This window comes from Sinorhizobium terangae, assembly GCF_009601505.1.
Classification (GTDB): domain Bacteria; phylum Pseudomonadota; class Alphaproteobacteria; order Rhizobiales; family Rhizobiaceae; genus Sinorhizobium; species Sinorhizobium terangae.
Genome location: NZ_WITC01000018.1, coordinates 65,920 through 82,483 on the forward strand (window position 1 = coordinate 65,920; position 16,564 = coordinate 82,483).

The window sequence follows — 16,564 nt, forward strand, 5'->3', positions numbered from 1 at the left end:
ATGGTGTTTTGGATTACGGTCTTTCTTGCCATTTTGATTGCCCTCGCCGGTGCGGCGATCCTTTACATTTACGGGCGGTTTGGGCGTCGTCCCCAGGCACAGCCGTCCTTTGCGCTGCCGGTTGCCGAAAACGAAACGGCGATCGACCTGGATATCGGTCTGCTCCTGCTCGATAGCCCTCACCAAAGCGGGGTCGCGTTGATATCCGACAACATCGAGGCCTTTGTCGCGAGAGCACACTCCGCGCGACGAGCCGGGCGTAGCCTCGACCTGCAATATTATTACTGGAAGGACGACCTGACCGGGTTTCTGCTGACGCGCGAACTCGTCATGGCCGCCGACCGTGGCGTGCGTGTTCGGTTGCTGCTCGACGATATCAATGCGGGCATCCATGATCGCCTGTGCATCTCGCTTGATGCGCATCCGAATATCGATGTCCGCCTGTTCAATCCGAGCCGGGCGCGCACGGATCGCTTTCGCCGCGGCTTCGAGATGGCGATCCGCGCCTTTAGCGCTACGCGCCGCATGCACAACAAACTGTGGATAGCCGACGGCCGGTTGGCGATTGCCGGCGGACGCAACATTGGCGATGCCTATTTCGATGCGGCCGAACTCTCGAACTTTCGCGATCTGGATGTATGGTTGATCGGGCCGGTCGTCGATCAGGCGACGGAGATGTTCGATCGCTATTGGAACAGCGCCTCCGTCCTGCCGATCGCGGCGCTGCGCACGCCGCGCAAGCAATTTCTGCCGGCGCTGCGTGAAGCGCTCGATGCGCTTGCCCGCACCCCCGCCGCACGCTTCTACCTGGAACAGGTCGACAAGGCTGCTGCTGAGAAGGGCTGTTTTCGGGGCAGCCGCCCGCTCCACCGGAGCGCCGATGTCCGCATTGCCTTCGATCCGCCCGAAAAGGCACTGATGCAAAAGCGCCAGAACTGGCTGCTGCGTGAACTCTTTCCGCTGATCAACGCCGCCAAGCGCGACCTGCGCATCATTTCCCCCTATTTCATCCCGGGCGCCGAGGGAACGCGCGAACTGACGGCACTTGCCGGGAAGGGCGCGAAGGTGGCCGTGCTGACCAATTCACTCGCGGCGACGGATGTCGCGGCCGTGCATGGCGGCTATGTGAAATATCGCAAAGGACTGCTGCGCGGCGGAATAGATCTCTTCGAGCTCAAGGAGCGCGGCGATTTCATCGATCGCCACCGCATGTCCCTCTTCGGCGCGCGCAATGCAAGCCTGCACACCAAGGCCTTCGTCATCGACGGGATGATCGGATATGTCGGCTCGATGAATTTCGATCCGCGTTCAGCGTCGCTGAATACGGAGATGGGAGTCGTATTTTCGGATGAAGCTTTGGCCAAAGAACTTCAATCGATATTCGATGACGAGACATTGCCCGAAATGAGTTATAGGCTGGCCTTGGAGAATGGCAGGCCGGTCTGGCGCGATCGCACGAGTGGAACGGAAAGATGGCTGCGGCGCGAGCCGGATGCTGGCGTTCTTCGGCGGTTGATCGCCGGCGCAATCCGCTTCTTGCCGCTGGAGTCCCAACTGTGAAACGCGGACGTTTCAGGCGCGATGGGATTTACCGATCGTTTACCGATGCATCTGCAATGCCTGTGAGCAAAGCGGCGCACACGGGGCGGTCGCGCCGGAAAAGTGTTCTACCGGCAAACGGGTGGGGAGCATTTAAGGCTTTGCGCAAGGATGGCCGCGACCAATAAGCCTATCGAATGTTCGCGACTTGAAGTGAAGGGCATTGACACTCTATGTAAGGACTGAGGCTAATCCGATGATTCCCGGCCCGCGAGGGATTGCGGTCCCGATTGATGAAGGTTCGATATGAGAAATCCAGTTGATACGGCCATGGCGCTGGTGCCGATGGTTGTTGAGCAGACCAACCGCGGCGAACGATCCTACGACATCTATTCGCGTCTGCTCAAGGAGCGGATCATCTTCCTGACGGGCCCGGTCGAAGATCAGATGGCGACGCTTGTCTGCGCCCAGCTGCTTTTCCTCGAGGCAGAAAATCCGAAGAAGGAAATCGCGCTCTACATCAATTCGCCGGGCGGCGTCGTGACGGCCGGCATGGCGATCTACGACACGATGCAGTTCATCAAGCCGGCTGTCTCGACGCTCTGCATCGGACAGGCGGCCTCCATGGGTTCGCTGCTGTTGGCGGCGGGTCACAAGGATATGCGTTTCGCGACGCCGAATTCACGCATCATGGTGCATCAGCCTTCGGGCGGCTTCCAGGGGCAGGCATCCGACATCGAGCGGCACGCAAGAGACATCCTGAAGATGAAACGCCGGCTGAACGAGGTCTATGTCAAGCACTGCGGACGGACCTATGAAGAGGTCGAACAGACGCTCGATCGCGACCATTTTATGAGTTCTGAGGAGGCTCTGGACTGGGGATTGATCGACAAGGTCATCACGTCGCGCGAGGCTGCCGAGGGCGCTGAACAGGCTTGATTTCAAGCTTTTGTGTCACGACCGATGTAATTGTGACACATTTGTAATTGCTAAGGGGCTTTATCGACAGGTTAAAGCCGTTAATATGAACCAAAGTGCCGTGTCTGAGTTTGGAAACACGGTGCTCGGGTTACGGCGGGAGAGTCGTTGCGGCCGAAATTCAGGTGATTTGCCTGGTACGGTGAGTACTCCCAAGAACCTTGCGATGGGTGGCAACCTTTTGCGCAAGGCGAATTGAGTGGTCCGGGATATCTTTCCGAAGGTGTCCGGCGTGCTGGAAGGAAGTGGAAATGAGCAAGGTCAGCGGTAGCAACGGCGGTGACTCGAAAAATACCCTCTATTGTTCGTTTTGCGGCAAGAGCCAGCATGAGGTTCGCAAGCTGATCGCTGGGCCGACCGTGTTCATCTGCGATGAATGCGTCGAACTCTGCATGGACATCATCCGCGAAGAGAACAAGACCTCGATGGTCAAGTCGCGCGATGGCGTGCCCACCCCGCAGGAAATCATCAAGGTTCTCGACGAATACGTCATCGGCCAGCAGCAGGCCAAGCGCATCCTGTCGGTCGCCGTCCACAACCACTACAAGCGCCTCGCGCATGCCGCGAAGAGCAGCGACGTGGAACTGGCGAAATCGAACATCATGCTCGTCGGCCCGACCGGCTGCGGCAAGACCTACCTGGCGCAGACGCTCGCCCGGATCATCGACGTTCCCTTCACCATGGCCGACGCGACGACCCTGACGGAAGCTGGCTATGTCGGTGAGGACGTCGAGAACATCATTCTGAAGTTGCTGCAGGCTGCCGACTACAATGTCGAACGCGCCCAGCGCGGCATCGTCTATATTGACGAGGTCGACAAGATTTCGCGCAAGTCGGACAATCCATCGATAACCCGCGACGTCTCGGGCGAAGGCGTGCAGCAGGCCCTGCTGAAGATCATGGAAGGCACCGTGGCGTCGGTGCCGCCGCAGGGCGGCCGCAAGCATCCGCAGCAGGAGTTCCTGCAGGTGGACACGACGAACATCCTCTTTATCTGCGGCGGAGCGTTCGCCGGCCTCGACAAGATCATTTCGGCCCGCGGTGAAAAGACGTCGATCGGCTTCGGCGCCACCGTCCGCGCTCCGGAAGATCGCCGCGTTGGCGAGGTATTGCGCGAGCTTGAGCCGGAAGATCTCGTCAAGTTCGGCCTGATCCCTGAGTTCATCGGCCGTCTGCCGGTCCTGGCGACGCTCGAGGACCTTGATGAGGATGCACTGATCCAGATTCTTTCGGAGCCGAAGAATGCCCTGGTCAAGCAGTATCAGCGTCTGTTCGAAATGGAGGACGTCGAACTGACCTTCCACGAGGACGCTCTGCGCGAGATCGCTCGACGCGCCATCGTGCGCAAGACCGGTGCCCGCGGCCTGCGCTCGATCATGGAAAAGATCCTGCTCGACACGATGTTCGAACTGCCGACGCTCGAAGGCGTTCGCGAGGTCGTGATCTCGGACGAGGTGGTCAAGGGAACCGCGCGGCCGCTCTACATCTACTCGGAGCGGTCCGAGGAGAAGACCAACGTTTCGGCCTAGTTGCTCTCTTTCACGATTGTTTGAAAAGCCCGCCGCGCGCGGGCTTTTTCATTTCGTGCACATAGCTGTTGAGATGGGGTCGCAGCCCGTTCGATTTAATGAAACTGTGGTTGCTAAAGTGCAGTAACAACGCGATGATGCGACGATTCAGTGAAGGCCCGTTTGCTGCCTGTCGTTGATGTTTCGACGTCCTTTCGCAAGGCCCGCAACAGCGTCCGAGCGTAAGGACTGGGAACTGTCCATGAAAGGGAGACTGCGCCGTACCTTGAAAAGGCCGCTCTTGCACTCCACTTTCGTGAAGAAAAAATGACAGCCGGGAGTGCCATAGGGCTCCCGGGAACGGGCCCGAAAACGGGACGGAAAGGAAATGACATGACGAACAAAACGTCCTCGGCGACTGAAAGCGCGACTTATCCGGTTCTGCCGCTGCGCGACATCGTAGTCTTCCCGCACATGATCGTGCCGCTCTTCGTCGGGCGGGAGAAGTCGATCCGTGCGTTGGAAGAGGTCATGGGCACCGACAAGCAGATCATGCTTGCTACCCAGATCAACGCCACCGACGACGATCCGGAACCTTCCGCCATCTATCATGTCGGAACTATCGCCAATGTGCTGCAACTGCTGAAGCTTCCCGACGGAACGGTCAAGGTTCTCGTCGAAGGCCGCGCGCGTGCGGAGATTGATCGCTATACGCAGCGCGAGGAGTTCTACGAAGCGCAGGCCCATGTGCTCCACGAGCCGGAGGAAGATCCGGTCGAGATCGAAGCGCTGAGCCGGTCGGTGGTGTCCGAGTTTGAGAGCTACGTAAAGCTCAACAAGAAGATTTCTCCCGAGGTCGTCGGCGTCGCAAGCCAGATCGAAGACTATTCGAAGCTTGCCGACACGGTCGCATCGCACCTATCCATCAAGATCGTCGAAAAGCAGGAGATGCTGGAGACGACGAGCGTCAAGATGCGCCTCGAGAAGGCGCTCGGCTTCATGGAAGGCGAGATTTCGGTCCTGCAGGTCGAAAAGCGCATCCGTTCGCGCGTCAAGCGCCAGATGGAGAAGACCCAGCGCGAGTACTACCTCAACGAACAGATGAAGGCGATCCAGAAGGAGCTTGGCGACAGCGAGGACGGCCGCGACGAGATGGCCGAAATCGAAGAGCGCATTGCCAAGACCAAGCTCTCCAAGGAAGCGCGCGAGAAAGCTGATGCGGAACTGAAGAAGCTGCGCCAGATGAGCCCGATGTCGGCTGAAGCGACCGTCGTGCGCAATTATCTGGATTGGCTGCTCGGCATGCCGTGGGGCAGGAAGTCGAAGATCAAGACCGACCTCAACCACGCCGAGAAGGTGCTCGATGCCGACCACTTCGGCTTGGACAAGGTCAAGGAACGCATCGTCGAGTACCTGGCGGTACAGGCGCGCTCCGCGAAGATCAAAGGCCCGATCCTGTGCCTCGTCGGCCCGCCCGGCGTCGGTAAGACCTCGCTCGCCAAGTCGATCGCGAAGGCAACCGGCCGCGAATATATTCGCATGGCGCTCGGCGGCGTTCGCGACGAGGCTGAGATCCGCGGCCACCGCCGGACCTACATCGGTTCGATGCCCGGCAAGGTCGTCCAGTCGATGAAAAAGGCTAAGAAGTCCAACCCGCTCTTCCTGCTCGACGAGATCGACAAGATGGGCCAGGACTTCCGCGGCGACCCGTCCTCGGCGCTTCTCGAAGTGCTCGATCCGGAACAGAACTCGACTTTCATGGATCACTACCTGGAAGTCGAATATGACCTCTCGAACGTGATGTTCATCACCACCGCGAATACGCTGAATATTCCGGCGCCGCTGATGGACCGCATGGAGGTGATCCGGATTGCCGGTTACACCGAAGAGGAGAAGCTGGAAATCGCGAAGCGGCACCTGCTGCCGAAGGCGATACGCGACCACGCGTTGCAGCCGAAGGAATTTTCGGTGACCGACGATGCGCTGATGGCTGTCATCCAGACCTATACGCGTGAGGCCGGCGTCCGTAATTTCGAGCGCGAACTGATGAAGCTCGCCCGCAAGGCTGTGACCGAGATCCTCAAGGGCAAGTCCAAGAAGGTCGAAGTGACGGCGCAAAACATCGCCGACTATCTCGGTGTGCCGCGGTTCCGCCACGGCGAGGCCGAGCGCGACGATCAGGTCGGCGTGGTCACGGGCTTGGCCTGGACCGAGGTCGGCGGCGAATTGCTGACGATCGAAGGGGTCATGATGCCCGGCAAGGGCCGCATGACGGTGACCGGCAACCTGCGCGACGTGATGAAGGAATCGATTTCGGCGGCGGCTTCCTATGTCCGTTCGCGTGCGATCGATTTCGGCATCGAACCGCCGCTTTTCGACAAGCGTGACATCCACGTGCACTTGCCCGAGGGTGCGACGCCGAAGGACGGCCCGTCGGCGGGTGTTGCAATGGCAACCGCCATAGTCTCGGTGATGACCGGTATACCGATCTCCAAGGATGTCGCGATGACCGGCGAGATCACCTTGCGCGGTCGTGTGCTGCCGATCGGCGGCCTGAAGGAGAAGCTGTTGGCAGCTCTGCGCGGCGGCATCAAAAAGGTGCTGATCCCCGAGGAGAACGCCAAGGATCTCGCCGAGATCCCGGACAATGTGAAGAACAACCTCGAGATCATCCCGGTTTCGCGGATGGGCGAGGTGCTCGAACATGCCCTGACGCGTCGCCCAGAACCGATCGAATGGGACCCGGAGAAGCAGCCGTCGCCGGTCGCAGCTGTCGATTCGCAGGACGAAGCAGGCGCTTCGATAGCGCACTGATCAAGCCCCGGAAGGGGCGGGGGACTGTGTCCCGCTTGCGCCCCTCGCCAGAAAAACAAGAAAGACCGGCACTTTGCCGGTCTTTTTTGTTGTAAAAACTGTCCGCAAGCCTTGCATTCCAAGGGATTAGGCGCAATTGGGAATGGCAAGACGTGGGCGATGCGCAAGCCGCCCCGGCTTAACAAGACAGTCGTTTCGAACCAATTGAAAGGGGTGGAAACATGAACAAAAATGAGCTCGTGTCTGCCGTTGCTGAGAAGGCCGGACTTTCCAAGACCGATGCGTCTTCTGCAGTCGATGCAGTTTTCGAGACCATCCAGGCTGAACTGAAGAACGGTGGCGACATCCGCCTCGTCGGTTTCGGCAACTTCTCCGTGACCCGCCGCGAAGCCTCGAAGGGCCGCAACCCGTCCACGGGCGCGGAAGTTGACATCCCGGCCCGCAACGTGCCGAAGTTCACGGCCGGCAAGGGCCTCAAGGACGCTGTCAACTAATCTGGTGTTTGCGGGTTCCAGAGCCCGAGTAAACTTCTCATTGCACCCTGTCTTGCCGTTTCCCTTGTGAGAACATAGGCAGCAGAGAGGTTCATGTTTCATCTGCCGCGGCGCCGCTTTGATGGCGGAGGCAAGCAAGCAGATCAATTGGGGCCCGGTTCGTCCGGGCCTCTTTTCGTTGCTGCCCGCCGTGTCATTGAGCTGTTACACGACGGTTGCAAAAGCCTCCCATCCGGCGCGTAAAACGATCAGCGATTCCGGATGCCAACAGCGGCACAGCGCAGGGGCTATTTGCCATGTGTCGCGATACGGAGGGACACATGAAGACATTTTCAATCACCACAGCATTGGCGGCGGCGCTCGCCGCATCGACGGCAACAGCCGTGCACGCGGAACAGGTTTTCAACCGCGTCGCATCCTTTGCCGTCGCGGACAATCTGCCGGAAGGTGCGGATCGCAAAGCCCCGACCTCGGCCGAAATCATAACGGCAAGCGAAGACAGCAAGACGCTCATCTATTCCGACAGCCCCGGAAAGCGCATTGGCTTCATCGACATCACCGATGCCAGGGCACCGAAGTCGGGCGGCATCGTGTCTTTCGATGGCGAGCCGACTTCGGTTGCCGTCGCTGGCCCGAAGGCGCTGGTTGCCGTCAACACGCGCGAAAGCTTTACGAAGCCCTCCGGCCTCGTTGCTGTCGTCGATCTCGCGACGAAAAAGATCGATGCGACCTGCGACCTCGGCGGCCAGCCGGACTCGATTGCGATCAACAAGGACAAGACGCTCGCCGCGATCGCGATCGAAAACGAGCGCGACGAGGAGGTGAACGACGGGCAGATTCCGCAGATGCCGGCCGGCGATCTGGTGATCCTCTCGTTGAAGGATGGTGTCGCCGATTGCTCAAGCATCAAGCACGTGGCGCTGACCGGTCTCGCCGAGATAGCCGGCGAAGACCCCGAGCCGGAATTCGTCGCCTTCAACGGCAAGGACGAAATTGCGCTGACGCTGCAGGAAAACAACCACATCGTCATCATCGACGGCAAAACCGCTGCCGTGAAGACACATTTCTCGGCCGGCACGGTCGATCTGAAGAACATCGACACGAAGCGCGACGGTGCCATCTCGTTCATCGGCGAGCAGACCGGCCGCAAGCGCGAGCCGGATGCGGTGAAATGGCTCGACGATAGCCGCCTGGTCGTTGCCAACGAGGGCGACTACGAGGGTGGGGCCCGCGGGTTCACGATCTTCGACACGACCGGCAAGGTTCTCTACGAGTCGGGCGCCAGATTCGAGCACGGGATCGCGGCAATCGGTCACTATCCCGAAAAACGTTCGTCGGCGAAGGGGGTCGAGCCGGAAGGCATGGAACAGGCGCAGTACGGCGAAGACAAGCTCTTCTTCCTGCTCTCCGAGCGGGCATCGATCGTCGGCGTCTACAAGGACACCGGCGCCGAGCCGGAACTGCTGCAACTCCTTCCGTCTGGAATTGGGCCCGAGGGCGCGGTTGCCATCCCGGGCCGCAACTTGTTTGCGACCGCGAACGAGACCGATCTTGTCGAGGACGGCGGCGCGCGGGCGCATGTCATGATCTATGAACGGAGCGATGGGAAGGCAGCCTATCCGCAGATACGCTCCGCGGACAAGGATGGCATGCCGATCGGCTTCGGCGCACTTTCGGGTCTGGCACCTGTCGCGGACAAGCCGGGCTTCCTGCAGGCGGTCAACGATTCCGTCTTCTCTTCGCAGCCGACGATTTTCACGATCGATGCGACGCAGCAGCCGGCGCTGATCACCGAGGCGCTGCCGATCACCCGTAACGGCGCTCCCGCGCAGAAGCTCGACATCGAAGGCGTCGCCAATGACGGCGAAGGTGGCTTCTGGCTCGCCTCCGAAGGCGATGCGGACAAGCTCTACAGCCACGCGCTCTTCCACGTGAACAAGAAGGGCGAGATCAAGCAGGAGGTCGCGATTCCGGCGGAGCTGCGCGCAAACGAGACCCGCTATGGCTTCGAGGGCATTGCGACGATCGGCAAAGGGGACGACCAGGTCCTTTGGATGGCAGTCCAGCGTGAATGGAAGGATGACGAGAAGGGCTTCGTCAAACTCGTCTCCTACAAGCCGGCAAGCAAGGAGTGGGGCGCCGTGCGTTATCCGCTCGACAAGTCGGAAGAAGGCTGGGTCGGCCTTTCCGAACTCGCCGTTCATGGCGACTATGCCTATGTCATCGAGCGCGACAACCAGATCGGGCAAGCGGCCAAGCTGAAAAAGCTCTACCGCGTCGCGCTTGCCGACCTGAAGCCGGCTGCACTCGGAGGCGAGCTGCCGGTCGTCAAGAAGGAAGAGGTGCGGGATCTCATTCCGGACCTCAAGGCGCTGAACGGCTACGTCGTCGACAAGGTCGAGGGCTTCACAGTCGACGCCGCCGGAAACGGCTATGTCGTCACGGACAACGATGGCGTCGACGACTCCTCCGGCGAAACCCTGTTCTTCTCCATCGGCGCCATCGACGCGACGTAAGCGCAGACGCTTACTGCATGTTTCCTTAAATCGCCGCCGATTTAAGGATAAAAACATGCAGCAAGTCAAAGTTCTAGAGCATCTTATCCGCTTTCGGTGCATCCACCCGAAAGCGGGATGCTCTAGAGAAACGGAAGGGGCCAGGACATGATGTCCCGGCCCCTTCTGATTCTACGGAGTCGTGTGCAGTCTAGCGCGCGACGGCGACCTCTGCCCCCTCGGCCTCTTCCTTGCGCCTGCGGATTTCGTCGGTCTTTTCCACCAGCTTGCTGACGATGTCGTAAAGCTGGTCGAGTTGCTCGTCGTCGAGCGCCGAGAAGATCTCCTCGATAAGCTGCTTGCGTGGATGTTCGGCTGCTTCGAGCACGACCCGGCCGGTTTCGGTGATCGAGACGATCTTTGCGCGGCGGTCCTCCGGATCAGGCTTCCTCATCACCAGGCGGTCGCGCTCCAGTCCGTCGATCGCCTCAGTGACGGTCCTTGGCGCGAAATTAAGCGCGCAGGCGATATCCGTGGATCGGCAAGGGCCGAGCTTGCTCAGAAAGAACAGGAACTTGCTTCGGGCAAGCGATACGCCTTCCTCCGTCATCGACTCGTTCACCAATCGATGAACGCGATGATAAAGTTCGAACAGCCTGTCGGAAACTTCGAATGTCTTCTTCATGACCTTTATAGTTACATCTTGAGGTGCCATGTCAAATGGCAGTAACACTATTGATAGTTACAATTGAGACATTTGTCGACAAAAACCTCCTAATTCTTAAGGCGTCCTTGTTCAGCAGAAAGAAACGGCCCCGTTTTCGAGGGGTGTTTGTGCGGTCAGCGTGATCACCTGTGGTCGACCGGCCGGGCGCCATTGACGGGCGAGGCAGCGTCGGGCCATGGTCGGCCATGCCCTTCCGCTTCGTCCACACCGCAGACCTCCACCTCGATTCGCCCTTGCGCAGCCTGGCTCTCAGAAATGGGGAGCTCGCCGATCTCGTGCGCGGAGCCACCCGTAGCGCACTGACAAGCATCGTCGATCTATGTATCGCCGAAAGCGTCGACGCTCTGTTGGTCGCGGGCGACCTCTATGACGGTAGCCAGACCTCCATGAACACCGCGCTGTTCCTCGCCGGTGAACTGCGTCGCCTGGACGAGGCCGGCATCCGGACGTTCGTTATTCGCGGCAACCATGACGCCCAGTCCCAGGTAACGCGCGAGCTGACGTTGCCGCCGTCGGTTCACGTCTTCCAGGGGCGAAGCAAGCCGATCATTGCCAAGACACTGGCAAGCGGCAGAACAGTCCATGTTCACGGGGTGAGCTTCGCCAATCCGCATGCACCGGAAAGCCTGCTGCCGTCGTTTCATCCGCCGGTCGCCGACGCGATCAACATCGGCATGCTGCACACGAGCCTCTCCGGCTCGCCGGGACATGATCGCTACGCGCCCTGCAGCGTCGCCGACCTGCAACGGCACGGTTTCGACTATTGGGCGCTCGGCCATGTCCACCAGCGCCAGGTGCACAGCGAACTGCCTTTCATTGTCATGCCGGGCATGCCGCAGGGCCGCGACATCAACGAGGCGGGTGCCAAAGGCGTGACCGTCGTCACGATCGACGATGACGGCTGTGTGGAAATAGAGGAGCGGCCGATCGGTCTGGCCGTGTTCGAACGGCTGTCCGTGGATGTAACGGGCGCGGCGGAGTGGCGCGACGTGCTGGATTTGGGGGCGCGTGCACTGACCCGCCTTCGACACGAGATATCGGCGGAGAACCTCATCTTGCGTCTATCGCTGACGGGCACCACCCCGCTTGCCTGGCGCCTGAGAAGGGATGCGGATCTCTTGCAAACCGAGCTCACGAACATTTCTGCCGGGTTGAGGGGATGCTGGGTTGAAAAAATCGACCTTCTCTGCCGGGAGCCGCGAGCGCAGGACGATCGGCCGTCCCGGGAGCCGGTGGAGGAACTTGCCTTCCTCGTCGAACATGAAGTCCTGCCGGCCTTCGGTTTTCGTGAACAACTAAAGGCTGTCGCTGAAGAACTCCTGCAGCATCTCCCGCCTGAGTTGCGGCAGACGGTGGCGTCCGATGAAGATTCGCTTGAAGAGCTGGTGATGAATGCCAGCCTCATGGGGAGTGCGGATGTGCTGGCGCATCTCCACGGCGCCGCCGCCAAGGGTGGCGGCTGATGCGGCTTCAGCAACTCGATCTTGTACGCTACGGAAAATTCACCGCGCGCAGCCTCGATTTCGGCGATGCCAAACCCGGGCAACCGGACTTTCATCTGGTTTACGGTCCGAACGAGGCCGGCAAGTCGACCCTGTTTTCCGGTTTCCTCGATCTGCTTTTCGGGATCGAGCGACTCAGCCCCTATGGTTTTCTGCACCCCTATCAGACAATGCGCGTCGGTGGCGTCGTGGAAACCGGCGGCCGGCGGCATCACGCCTATCGCATCAAGCGCAACGCAAACAGCCTGGTCGGCCCTGACGAGCAGCCGGTGCCGGACAATCTCTTTTCGGCCGCCCTCGGGTCTATCGATCGCGCAACCTACCGCATGATGTTTTCGCTGGACGATGACAGCATCGAAGAGGGCGGCGAAAGCATCCTCAAGAGCGAGGGCGAGCTTGGTTCGCTGCTGTTTTCCGCGAGTTCCGGCCTGCCGGACAGCAGTGCCGTATTGGCGACGTTGCGGGCCGAGGCAGATGCCTTCTACAAGCCGCAAGGGCGCAAGCACGAACTTGCCGAACTGAGGGCGGCACTGGACGCGCTGAAGGCAGAGCGTAGCGCGATCGATATCAACGCTCGCGAATACGCGTCGCTTCGCAAGGCGCTGGCAGGTGCCCGTGAGCGCCATGACAGCGCGTCGGCGCACCGCGCGGAACTCCGCGTTGGGCGGGACCGGACACGCGCGCAGCTCGACTGCATGCCGCTTCTCGGTCGGCTTCGCGGCGTGCGGGAAGAGCTCGCCCGCCAGGAAGCGCTACCGCTGCCCCCTTCGGAGTGGTGGAGCGACCTGCCGGCGCTCCGCAAAACGGAAACGGAAATCGCCGCCCGGTTTTCGCAACTGAACGAGGAATTGCGCCGCCGACGCGAGGAACTGGGGGGCCTGCCTCTGGACGAGCTGGCGCTGACGTTTGCTGAGCGGTTTGACATGCTCCGTGAAACCGCGCTCGACGCCCGCTATCTCACGGCAGCGCGCGACATGCCGTCACGCATCGAGGAGCTTGCCGTTACGTCAGCCGGCATCGAAGCTTGTCTCATCCGCCTCGGCCAAAAGGACCATCCCGATCCTGCTGCTCTTCTCCTGCCCGCGGCAGCCGGCGCGCGGCTGCAGGATCTCGTCCGGCGTCACGCGACGCTCGCCGAGCGGCTTTCATCTGCGCGCGAGGAGGTCGGGAAAGCGAAGCGGCAGTGGCAGGAGGCCGAGCGGGACCTTGGCCGACACGATGGAAGCGCGAGAGACCTCTGCCATCTCGCGGAACGCCTGCGGCTGGCGCGGCAGAACGATTGCCTGCTTCGACAAGAAGCGGCAGGCCGGGAGATCGATCGGCTGGAGGCGGAGCTTTCCGACAAGCTCTGCGGGTTACGGCCGTTCGAGGGAAGCGCGGACGAGCTTGCGGCGGTCTGTGTCCCGGCGCCTGGTATGGTCGAGGCTTGGCGGGCGGAAGCGGCATCGCTTGGGGAGCGGCGGTTGCGTCTTGATGCCAGGATCGCGGACGAAAGCGAACGCCAGGCCGGTGACGAAGCGCGTCTTGCGGCGCTCAACTCTTTCGGCGGCACCCTAGACGAAGCGGCCGCGAGCGAACTGCGGCTGCGGCGCGATCTTGCCTGGCAGGAGCATAGGCTGCGGCTGGATCGCGGGACTGCGAGCGCCTTCGAGACGCTGCTGAAAGAGGACGACCAAGCAATCGCGTTGCGGTTGGGGCAGGCGGAAAGGGTAGCAGAGCTGCGCGGCCTGAGATGCACGATAACGGAACGGCGCGCCCGCCTGTGCGAGCTTGAAGCGCAACGACGAGTGGCCGTCAGCGAACGTGCGGAATTGGACGCGGCGGTTGCCCGGGCCGCGAGCGCCTGCGGTTTACCCAACGGCATGCTGTTACCGCAGCTGGAGGCCTGGTTGGCGACACGTGCCGCTGCGCTCGAAACACGGGCGGCTTTGCGCGCGACCCGTCTGCAACACGAGCGGGCGGCCAGCGAGGAAGCGACAATCGTTCGTGCACTGCAGGACGAGCTTGCACGGATTGGCGTGACAGGGAATTTGCCGGAGCGTCTCGACGGCATGCTCGCCGTTACGGAGCGCGTCGTTTCCGAGGCGCAAGCGGCTGCCGCCGCCCATCGGACTGCTGTCGAACAGCATCGGCGGGCCTCGGAAGCGCTGGAAAACCGCGAGACCACGCTCGAGAACGCAGAGGCAGAAATGGCCGCGTGGCAACGTGAATGGCACGAGGCGCTAGCAGGGACATGGCTTGCCGGGACTTGGCTCGCCGGGCAAGTCGAGCAGCCTAATCCGCAAGAGATCGGGCCAATGCTTGCGGTCCTGCAGGACTTTGACAAGCTGATGCAGCGCAAAGCCGATCTCGATCATCGAATCTCCGGCATGCGCAAGGATCAGGTCGCGTTCCGCGAGGCGGTTTCAAATTTGGCCGAAGCGTTCGGGTTGCTGGAGCCGGGCGATGATCCCTTGGTGATCTTTGCCGCCATGCGCAACCGGATTGCTATCGCTGATCAGCAGCAAGAGCGCCGCAAGGCGGCCCTTGCCAGCATCGAACGGATGGAAGAGGACCTGCAAAGGCTGCACGCCGAAGAGCAGCTTCATATGTGCGCAAAACAGGCCATGCTCGACTTCTTTGGCTGCGCCACGCTTGATGAAGCCGGCGCTTGCCTCGACGCGGTGCGCGAGCAGCAGAGGTTGCGGCAAAGGCTCGCCGAACTCGACGACGATCTTGTCACGCGGCTCGGCGTGGCCACATGCGCTGAGGCCGAGGCGATGCTGGCAGCGGTCGACGAGACGGCACTGCGGCACGAACTCGCGAGGTTGGAAGAAGCAATTGAGGCCGCTGATCGTGATGTCAGCGAATTGCATGCGGAGGTGCGGACCCGGGAAAAGGCGCTTGCGGACGTCGAAGGCGGAGACAGGGCCGCCGATTTGGAGCAGCGGCGCCGAACGCTGCTTCTCGACATCGAGAACAAGGCGATCGGCTATTTGCGATTGAGGGCAGGGGTGATCGCGGCGGAGCAGGCGCTACGGCTGTTTCGAGAGCGCCACCGCAGCGCCATGATGCAACGAGCCTCGCGGATGTTCATGCAGATCAGCGGCGGCGAATATTCCGGCCTCTCCACCCATGCGGACAAGGGGCAGGAATTCCTGATCGCCAATGTCGCTTCGGGCGGGTCGAAGCTCGCCGGCGATCTTTCGAAGGGCACGCGGTTCCAACTCTATCTCGCACTTCGAATCGCCGGCTATCACGAGGTCGCCGCCGCCCGGGAAGCGCTGCCGTTTATCGCCGACGACATCATGGAAACTTTCGACGACGATCGCGCCGGTCGTGCCTTCGGATTGATGGCGGACATGGCACGCGTCGGACAGGTGATCTATCTTACCCATCACGAACACCTTTGCGACGTCGCGCGGTACGCTTGTCCGTCAGTAACCATTCACAGGCTGTAACGAAGCGCGGGCTACACGCTGGCTTCGTACTTTGGATCTGCAAACGGAGGACCTACGAATGGAAATCATCGAATGTGGATCGCGGCCCTCGGCGCGGGGCGCGACAGAGTATTTCACCGGATCGGTGCGGCAGGACCCGGTGCTCGAGGCACCCCAGCCGGCGCGCGTTCGCGTCGTTACGGTGACGTTCGAGCCTGGCGCACGGACGGCGTGGCACACGCATCCGCTTGGCCAGACCCTGATCGTGACGGCGGGTCGTGGGCTGGCACAAAGCTGGGGCGGGGAGCGGCGCGAAATTCGCGCGGGCGACGTCGTGTGGTTTCCGCCGGGCGAAAAACACTGGCACGGCGCCGGGCCGGATACGGCGATGACACATATCGCCATCCAGGAAGCGCTCGACGGCAAGGTGGTGGATTGGCTCGAACACGTGACGGTCGAGCAGTACAGCGGAGCGTGACGGGGCGACGCGGTTTTAGGGGTGTATGCCGCTGTGTCGCTTCGTTTTCGGATAGAATGGTGGGCGATGAGAGACTCGAACTCCCGACATCCTCGGTGTAAACGAGGCGCTCTACCAACTGAGCTAATCGCCCTCTCGCGTTTCGAACAAGTGTGTCCGCCGCGTCGGTGGGCGTGATCTATGCGCAACCGGGAAAAACCGCAAGAGCATTTGCAAGGTTTTTTCGATTTTTTTTGTGAACGCGAGTTTCGCACCGAAGTGTATTGCCATCGCTTGTGGACAACTTCGCGCGGTTGGGAGGTTGTCGTGTTGGGAACGCATGGATGTCGGGTGGCGGGCTGCCCAATGGTGTCTCGGTTGGTGCCTGATTCCGTGTCGCCAAGCGGGCTGTGGATCAAAATCCGTTCCGTCACGGATTTGTCTTCAAACACGCTTGACACCCAAATGCGAACCGCTTAGTTAGCCGCTCATCGAACGGCAGGGCCGCTTTGATGCGGGGCGAACGAAAGTCGCTCCGGCCTAGTCAAGATGATGCGGGTGTAGCTCAGTCGGTTAGAGTGCCGGCCTGTCACGCCGGAGGTCGCGGGTTCGAGCCCCGTCACTCGCGCCA

At 61.0% G+C, this 16,564-nt stretch carries 10 protein-coding genes and 2 tRNA genes; 10 read left to right on the top strand and 2 right to left on the bottom strand.

Annotated elements, in window-relative coordinates; all coding sequences use genetic code 11:
* The 6 genes from GHK62_RS03370 to GHK62_RS03395 all read left to right on the top strand — a co-directional run bounded on the left by GHK62_RS03370 (position 1) and on the right by GHK62_RS03395 (position 9,849).
* A complete protein-coding gene (locus GHK62_RS03370) occupies positions 1-1,560 on the top strand; it encodes a phospholipase D family protein (RefSeq protein ID WP_153436928.1) in 1,560 nt (519 codons plus the stop codon).
* A 285-nt stretch (positions 1,561-1,845) separates the two neighbouring features.
* Positions 1,846-2,478, top strand: coding sequence for an ATP-dependent Clp endopeptidase proteolytic subunit ClpP (clpP, locus tag GHK62_RS03375; RefSeq protein ID WP_153436929.1), 633 nt, complete (start codon positions 1,846-1,848; stop codon positions 2,476-2,478).
* 290 nt (positions 2,479-2,768) lie between these two features.
* A complete protein-coding gene (gene clpX, locus GHK62_RS03380) occupies positions 2,769-4,046 on the top strand; it encodes an ATP-dependent Clp protease ATP-binding subunit ClpX (protein WP_136504267.1) in 1,278 nt (425 codons plus the stop codon).
* Positions 4,047-4,418: 372 nt separating this feature from the next.
* Entirely contained in the window at positions 4,419-6,839 is a 2,421-nt protein-coding gene (gene lon / locus GHK62_RS03385) for an endopeptidase La (RefSeq protein ID WP_153436930.1), read from the top strand.
* A gap of 221 nt (positions 6,840-7,060) precedes the next feature.
* Positions 7,061-7,333 (top strand): DNA-binding protein HupB, encoded by a 273-nt coding sequence (gene hupB, locus GHK62_RS03390; protein ID WP_136504269.1) that lies wholly within the window; start codon positions 7,061-7,063, stop codon positions 7,331-7,333.
* A gap of 320 nt (positions 7,334-7,653) precedes the next feature.
* Positions 7,654-9,849 (top strand): esterase-like activity of phytase family protein, encoded by a 2,196-nt coding sequence (locus GHK62_RS03395; RefSeq protein WP_153436931.1) that lies wholly within the window; start codon positions 7,654-7,656, stop codon positions 9,847-9,849.
* A 190-nt stretch (positions 9,850-10,039) separates the two neighbouring features.
* On the opposite strand, the gene GHK62_RS03400 is transcribed toward GHK62_RS03395, so the two are convergent.
* Positions 10,040-10,513 carry a MarR family winged helix-turn-helix transcriptional regulator gene (locus tag GHK62_RS03400; RefSeq protein ID WP_153436932.1) on the bottom strand — a complete coding sequence of 158 codons (474 nt, stop codon included), beginning with the start codon at positions 10,511-10,513 and terminating at the stop codon, positions 10,040-10,042.
* A 227-nt stretch (positions 10,514-10,740) separates the two neighbouring features.
* Between GHK62_RS03400 and GHK62_RS03405 the strand changes: the two genes are divergently transcribed.
* From GHK62_RS03405 to GHK62_RS03415, 3 genes are read left to right on the top strand one after another with little or no spacing between them, the layout of a single operon-like run.
* Positions 10,741-12,018 carry a metallophosphoesterase family protein gene (locus GHK62_RS03405; protein WP_153436939.1) on the top strand — a complete coding sequence of 426 codons (1,278 nt, stop codon included), beginning with the start codon at positions 10,741-10,743 and terminating at the stop codon, positions 12,016-12,018.
* On the top strand, positions 12,018-15,497 hold the full coding sequence (locus GHK62_RS03410) for an AAA family ATPase (protein ID WP_153436933.1): 3,480 nt from the start codon (positions 12,018-12,020) through the stop codon (positions 15,495-15,497). Before GHK62_RS03405 ends, GHK62_RS03410 begins: the two co-directional genes overlap by 1 nt.
* 58 nt (positions 15,498-15,555) lie before the next feature.
* A complete protein-coding gene (locus tag GHK62_RS03415) occupies positions 15,556-15,954 on the top strand; it encodes a (R)-mandelonitrile lyase (protein WP_153436934.1) in 399 nt (132 codons plus the stop codon).
* A 57-nt stretch (positions 15,955-16,011) separates the two neighbouring features.
* On the opposite strand, the gene GHK62_RS03420 is transcribed toward GHK62_RS03415, so the two are convergent.
* Positions 16,012-16,087 (bottom strand) — tRNA-Val (locus GHK62_RS03420).
* Between the two features lie 400 nt (positions 16,088-16,487).
* On the opposite strand from GHK62_RS03420, the gene GHK62_RS03425 reads away from it, so the two are divergent.
* Positions 16,488-16,564 (top strand) — tRNA-Asp (locus GHK62_RS03425).

Excerpts from the sequence above, each read along its gene's own strand:
- GHK62_RS03395 (WP_153436931.1), top strand. The coding sequence starts at position 7,654 with ATGAAGACATTTTCAATCACCACAGCATTGGCGGCGGCGCTCGCCGCA.
- GHK62_RS03370 (WP_153436928.1), top strand. The coding sequence starts at position 1 with ATGGTGTTTTGGATTACGGTCTTTCTTGCCATTTTGATTGCCCTCGCC.
- lon (WP_153436930.1), top strand. The coding sequence starts at position 4,419 with ATGACGAACAAAACGTCCTCGGCGACTGAAAGCGCGACTTATCCGGTT.
- hupB (WP_136504269.1), top strand. The coding sequence starts at position 7,061 with ATGAACAAAAATGAGCTCGTGTCTGCCGTTGCTGAGAAGGCCGGACTT.
- GHK62_RS03400 (WP_153436932.1), bottom strand. The coding sequence starts at position 10,513 with ATGAAGAAGACATTCGAAGTTTCCGACAGGCTGTTCGAACTTTATCAT.
- GHK62_RS03415 (WP_153436934.1), top strand. The coding sequence starts at position 15,556 with ATGGAAATCATCGAATGTGGATCGCGGCCCTCGGCGCGGGGCGCGACA.
- GHK62_RS03410 (WP_153436933.1), top strand. The coding sequence starts at position 12,018 with ATGCGGCTTCAGCAACTCGATCTTGTACGCTACGGAAAATTCACCGCG.
- clpX (WP_136504267.1), top strand. The coding sequence starts at position 2,769 with ATGAGCAAGGTCAGCGGTAGCAACGGCGGTGACTCGAAAAATACCCTC.
- GHK62_RS03405 (WP_153436939.1), top strand. The coding sequence starts at position 10,741 with ATGCCCTTCCGCTTCGTCCACACCGCAGACCTCCACCTCGATTCGCCC.
- clpP (WP_153436929.1), top strand. The coding sequence starts at position 1,846 with ATGAGAAATCCAGTTGATACGGCCATGGCGCTGGTGCCGATGGTTGTT.